Origin of the sequence: Streptomyces prasinopilosus (assembly GCF_001419695.1) — a bacterium.
GTDB lineage: Bacteria > Actinomycetota > Actinomycetes > Streptomycetales > Streptomycetaceae > Streptomyces > Streptomyces prasinopilosus.
This window is the reverse complement of the sequence record NZ_LIRG01000516.1, coordinates 1-5,258: the sequence shown is the minus strand read 5'-3', so window position 1 is coordinate 5,258 and position 5,258 is coordinate 1. Positions and strand designations below refer to the sequence as shown.

The following is a 5,258-nucleotide window of genomic DNA, read 5'->3' as shown; positions in this document are numbered from 1 at the left end:
GCCGCCGTGCACGGCGGCCAGCTTCCAGGCGAGGTTGTGCGCGTCCTGGATGCCGGTGTTGGAGCCGAACGCCCCGGTGGGCGACATCTCGTGGGCCGAGTCGCCGGCGAGGAACACCCGGCGGTCGGCGTACCGCTCGGCGACCCGCTCGGCGGCGTGCCAGGCGGCCCGGCCGGTGATCTTGACGTCGAGGTCCGGGACGCCGATCGCCCGCCGGATGTGGGCGACGCACCGCTCGTCGGTGAACTCCTCGAAGGTCTCGCCGTGTTCGGGGTGCCAGGGGGCGTGGAACACCCAGTTCTCGGCGTTGTCGACGGGCAGCAGCGCTCCGTCGGCCTCCGGGTTCGTCAGGTAGCAGAGGATGAACCGGCGGTCGCCGACGACGTCCGCGAGGTCGCGGGAGGAGAAGGTGACGCTCACGTTGTGGAACAGGTCCCCCGGACCGTTCTGGCCGATGCCGAGCCGCTCCCGCACGGGGCTGCGCGGTCCGTCCGCGGCGACCAGGTAGTCGGCGCGGACGGTGGTGTGCTCGCCGGTCTCCCGGCTCTTGACCCGCGCCGTCACCCCGTCGCCGTCCTGCTCGAAGGACATCAGCTCGGTCGCGAAGCGCAGGTCGCCGCCGAGTTCGCGGGCCCGGGCCAGCAGCACCGGCTCGAGGTCGTTCTGGCTGCACTGGCACCACCCGGCGGGGCTGAACCGGGCCAGCCCGCCCCCGGGGTCGATGTCCTTGAACAGCCACTCCCCGTCGCCGTCCGCCAGGCTCGGCGTCTGCATGATGCCGTGGTTGTCCGCCAGGACCGACGCCACCTCCCTGATCCGCTCCTCCACCCCGGCCACCCGGAACAGCTCCATGGTGCGCACGTTGTTGCCGCGCCCGCGCGGGTGGATCGACGTGCCCGTGTGACGTTCGACGAGGGTGTGCGGCACCCCCAGGCGCCCCAGGAACACGGACATCGACAGGCCCACGAGGGAGCCGCCCACGATGAGGACGGGCGTGCGGTGACCGGTCTCACCGGCCTCTTGCATTCGGTTCATTGAACTGCCTCCAGCGTCGCTCCGGACGGGCGGGGAAAGGACGCCGCATTCATGCCCGCTGCGAGCCGTTCCGTTTCCTGCCGGCACCCGGTTGACGCGCGGTTCACCCACCTGCGCCGTGTGTCTCGCGCACTTCGCGGGGCGCCCCGACGATCGGTTCAGGGCGAGCCCGGCCGTTTCGGCGGCGGGGTCGTTCCCGACCTCCACTGAAGAGCCTTCCGTGAAGAAGAGGAGAGGTGCGCCGAATGACCACGACGGAACGCACGACGGGACCCACCGCGGGACGCATAGCGCATTCGGCGTTCGACGGCTCCAGGCTGCGGGTGATCCTGCTGCTCGACCTGTACGACGGGGCGCAGGAGCAGTTCCTCGAGGCCTACGAGCACATGAGGAACAAGGTCGCGTCCATTCCCGGGCACATCCAGGACCAGCTCTGCCAGTCGATCGAGAACCCCTCGCAGTGGCTCATCACCAGCGAGTGGGAGAGCGCGCTCCCCTTCCTCTCCTGGGTGAACAGCGAGGAGCACATCGACCTCGTCCGCCCCATGCACAGCTGTGTCCGCGACACCCGCTCCATGCGCTACAGCGTCCTGCGCGAGACGGAGCCGCGTCCCGGGACGAAGAAGCGCTCCCCCCTGCAGGCGCAGGTCCGCGTGGGTGAGGGGGTGGCCCGCCACGCGCTCACTTTCACCGTCAAGCCGGGCAGCGAGTCCAAGGTCGCGGAGCACCTGGCCGGGTACACGTCCCCCAAGGCCCTGCTGGAGGCGGACACGGGGCTGCGCCGCACCTCCGTGTTCATGCACGGCAACCGCGTGGTGCGGTGCATGGAGGTCGAGGGCGACCTGGCCGCGGCACTGCGCCACGTGGCCGGCCGGCCCGAGATCCGGGCCATCGAGACGGCCATAGACCCCCACCTGGAGCAGGAGCGGGACCTGTCCGACCCCGGCTCGGCGCGGGTGTTCTTCACCCGGGCCGCGCTCCCCTCCGTGCACCACATCCGGGCGGAGGGCCCCGAGCCCGCCGGCCTGCGGCGGCACGCGCTGTACTACCCGGCCGTCGAGGGGCAGGGCATCGAGCTGGCCCGGTTCCTCTCCCGGCAGGACGAGGCCGCGGTCGGTCACCCGGACAGCCGCATCTTCGCGAGCACCGTCTTCCAGCGCGACGACATCGTGGTCCGCATGCTGGACGTCACCGGCGCCCTCGACGCCGACCCCGAGTGGGCCCTGGGAGTCAAGGGCCAGGGGAAGGCGGCGGAGCTGGAACGGCTCCTGGACGGCGCGGCGGTCGGTGTCGACGCCCCCCTGAACTCGGAACGCAATCTCAACCGGCTGCTGTCGCACGCCGACATGCTGCCCGTCACCGACCGCAGCACGGCGGATTTCTGACGGCAAACCGTGGTGACGTCCGCGGCCGCCCCGCCCGGACGTTCCCGCCCCACCCGGAGGTACCAACCATGTCCCAACAGCATCCACGCATCGTGGACCTGAGCGAGACGGAACCCAACAGAAGGCGCGGAGGCGATCTCAGGACCCTCCTCACCCCGGCCACGGTGGGTTCCACCAGTGGCTTCATGGGTCTGGCCGTCATCCAGCCCGGTGAGCGCATCGGCGAGCACTACCACCCGTACTCCGAGGAGTTCGTGTACGTCGTCAGCGGCGCGCTCGAAGTCGACCTGGACGGGGAGCCGTTCACGCTGCGGGCCGAGCAGGCCCTGATGATCCCGATCGACATGCGGCACCGCTTCCGCAACATCTCCGACGCCGAGGCCCGGATGGTCTTCCACCTGGGCCCCCTCGCACCGCATCCGAGCCTCGGGCACGTCGACACCGAGGAGAACGCCGGCTCCGAGGCCGGCCCCCAGCTGACCGTGGGCGGACCGGTGGCGTCCGGGGCCGGACAGGGCCGGCCGGCCGGACGCAGTGAGGCCATAAAGTGACCCGCCGGGTGGCCGTCACCGGTATCGGGGTGGTCGCTCCGGGCGGCACCGGGGCGACGGCGTTCTGGGACCTTCTGTCGGCCGGCCGCACCGCGACCCGCGGCATCACCCTGTTCGATCCGAGCGGGCTGCGCTCGCGGATCGCCGCCGAGTGCGACTTCGACCCCTTCGACCACGGTCTCGAGCCGGACCTGTGCCAGCACGCGGACCGGTACATCCAGTTCGCCGTGGCCGCCGCCGGCGAGGCGGTCCGCGACTCCGGGCTCCACCCGGGGAGCGGCGACGGCTGGCGGACCGCGGTGTCGCTGGGCAGCGCGGTCGGCGGCACCACCCGGCTGGAGCACGACTACGTCCGGGTCAGCGAGCACGGCTCGCGCTGGGACGTGGACCACCGGGCCGCCGACCCGAAGCTGCACCTGGCGTTCCAGCCGAGCACGCTCGCCGCGGTCGTCGCCGAGCGGTTCGGCGCGCGGGGCCCGGTGCAGACGGTCTCCACCGGCTGCACCTCGGGACTCGACGCGGTCGGGTACGGCTTCCACACCATCGCCGAGGGCCGGGCCGACGTCTGCATCACCGGGGCGTCCGACTCGCCGATCTCACCGATCACGATGGCGTGCTTCGACGCCATCAAGGCGACGTCGCCGAACAACGACGACCCCGAGCACGCCTCGCGGCCGTTCGACGCGCACCGCGACGGCTTCGTGATGGGCGAGGGCGCGGCGGTGCTGGTCCTCGAGGAGTACGAGCACGCGCGGGCCCGCGGGGCGCAGATCCACTGCGAGATCGGCGGGTACGCCACCTTCGGCAACGCCTACCACATGACCGGTCTGACCAGCGAGGGCCTGGAGATGGCCCGGGCCATCGACAGCACCCTCGACCAGGCCCGTCTCGACCCCACACGGATCGACTACGTCAACGCGCACGGCTCCGGCACCCGGCAGAACGACCGGCACGAGACGGCCGCGGTGAAGCGGTCGCTCGGCGCCCACGCGTACGACACTCCCATGAGTTCCATCAAGTCGATGGTGGGGCACTCCCTGGGTGCGATCGGCGCGATCGAGGTGGTGGCCTGCGTGCTCGCCCTGAAGCACCAGGCCGTACCGCCGACGGCGAACTACGAAACCCCCGACCCCGAGTGCGACCTGGACTACGTCCCGCGCACCGCCCGTCCCCGGAAGCTGAGGAACGTGCTCTCCGTGGGCAGCGGGTTCGGCGGCTTCCAGTCCGCGGTGCTGCTGACCGGGCCGAGCGGGAGGAACCGATGAGTACTCAGCGCACGCAGCGCCCCCACCGCGCGGCGATCACCGGCATCGGTGTGATCGCGCCCAACGGACAGCGCACCGATGCCTACTGGAAGTCCGTCAGCGAAGGCATCGGCGTGCTGGACCGGATCACCCGCGAGGGCTGTGGACACCTGCCGCTGCGGGTGGCGGGCGAGGTCCGCTCCTTCGACCCGGCGGCCCTCGTCGAGGACCGGTTCCTGGTCCAGACCGACCGGTTCAGTCATTTCGCGATGGCGGCCGCCGCCCTCGCCCTCGACGACGCCGGGCTCGGCAGCGGTGATCCCGCGGAGCCGTTCTCCGTCGGCGTGGTGACCGCGGCCGGTTCCGGCGGAGGCGAGTTCGGGCAGCGCGAGCTGCAGAAGCTCTGGGGGCAGGGGCCGCGGTTCGTCGGCCCGTACCAGTCCATCGCCTGGTTCTACGCCGCCAGCACCGGCCAAATCTCCATCCGCAGCGGTTTCAAGGGCCCGTGCGGGGTGGTGGCGAGCGACGAAGCCGGCGGTCTCGACTGCCTCGCGCACGCCGCCGGGGCGATCCGGCGCGGTACCGGCACGATGGTCGTCGGTGCCGCGGAGGCCCCGCTGGCCCCCTACTCGATGGTCTGCCAGCTCGGTTACTCCGAGATCAGCACCGTCGAGGACCCGGACCTCGCCTACCGTCCCTTCACCTCGAAGGCCTGCGGGTTCGTGCCCGCCGAGGGGGGTGCGCTGCTCGTCGTCGAGGACGAGCGGAGCGCCCGCGAACGCGGGGCGCCGGTGCGGGCCACCGTCGCCGGCCACGCCGCCACCTTCACGGGCGCCTCCCGCTGGGAGGAGTCCCGGGAGGGGCTGGCCCGCGCGATCCGCGGCGCCCTCGACGAGGCGGGCGCCGCGCCGGAGGACATCGACGTGGTGTTCGCCGACGCGATGGGCGTGCCGGAGGCGGACCGCGCCGAGGCGCTGGCGATCACCGACGCGCTGGGCGCGCACGGCGGACGGGTTCCCGTCACGGCGCCCAAGACCGGCTTC

At 72.1% G+C, this 5,258-nt stretch carries 5 protein-coding genes; 4 read left to right on the top strand and 1 reads right to left on the bottom strand.

Going from position 1 to position 5,258, the window contains the following annotated elements; translation table 11 throughout:
- On the bottom strand, positions 1-1,035 hold a 1,035-nt coding region (locus AOK18_RS20835), incomplete at its 3' end, for an FAD-dependent oxidoreductase (RefSeq protein WP_167738719.1).
- Positions 1,036-1,280: 245 nt separating this feature from the next.
- Here AOK18_RS20835 and AOK18_RS20830 point away from each other — a divergent pair.
- From AOK18_RS20830 to AOK18_RS20815, 4 genes are all read left to right on the top strand, one after another.
- Positions 1,281-2,420, top strand: coding sequence for a SchA/CurD-like domain-containing protein (locus tag AOK18_RS20830; RefSeq protein WP_055573176.1), 1,140 nt, complete (start codon positions 1,281-1,283; stop codon positions 2,418-2,420).
- A 68-nt stretch (positions 2,421-2,488) separates the two neighbouring features.
- Positions 2,489-2,971, top strand: a complete 483-nt coding sequence (locus tag AOK18_RS20825) for a cupin domain-containing protein (protein ID WP_055573177.1) — start codon at positions 2,489-2,491, stop codon at positions 2,969-2,971.
- Positions 2,968-4,236 (top strand): beta-ketoacyl-[acyl-carrier-protein] synthase family protein, encoded by a 1,269-nt coding sequence (locus AOK18_RS20820; protein ID WP_055573178.1) that lies wholly within the window; start codon positions 2,968-2,970, stop codon positions 4,234-4,236. Before AOK18_RS20825 ends, AOK18_RS20820 begins: the two co-directional genes overlap by 4 nt.
- Positions 4,233-5,258, top strand: a 1,026-nt coding sequence (locus AOK18_RS20815) for a beta-ketoacyl synthase N-terminal-like domain-containing protein (protein WP_055695347.1), incomplete at its 3' end; no start/stop codon positions are given. The genes AOK18_RS20820 and AOK18_RS20815, both read left to right, overlap by 4 nt.

Coding starts and splice junctions, on each gene's coding strand:
- AOK18_RS20830 (WP_055573176.1), top strand. CDS start 1,281: ATGACCACGACGGAACGCACGACGGGACCCACCGCGGGACGCATAGCG.
- AOK18_RS20825 (WP_055573177.1), top strand. CDS start 2,489: ATGTCCCAACAGCATCCACGCATCGTGGACCTGAGCGAGACGGAACCC.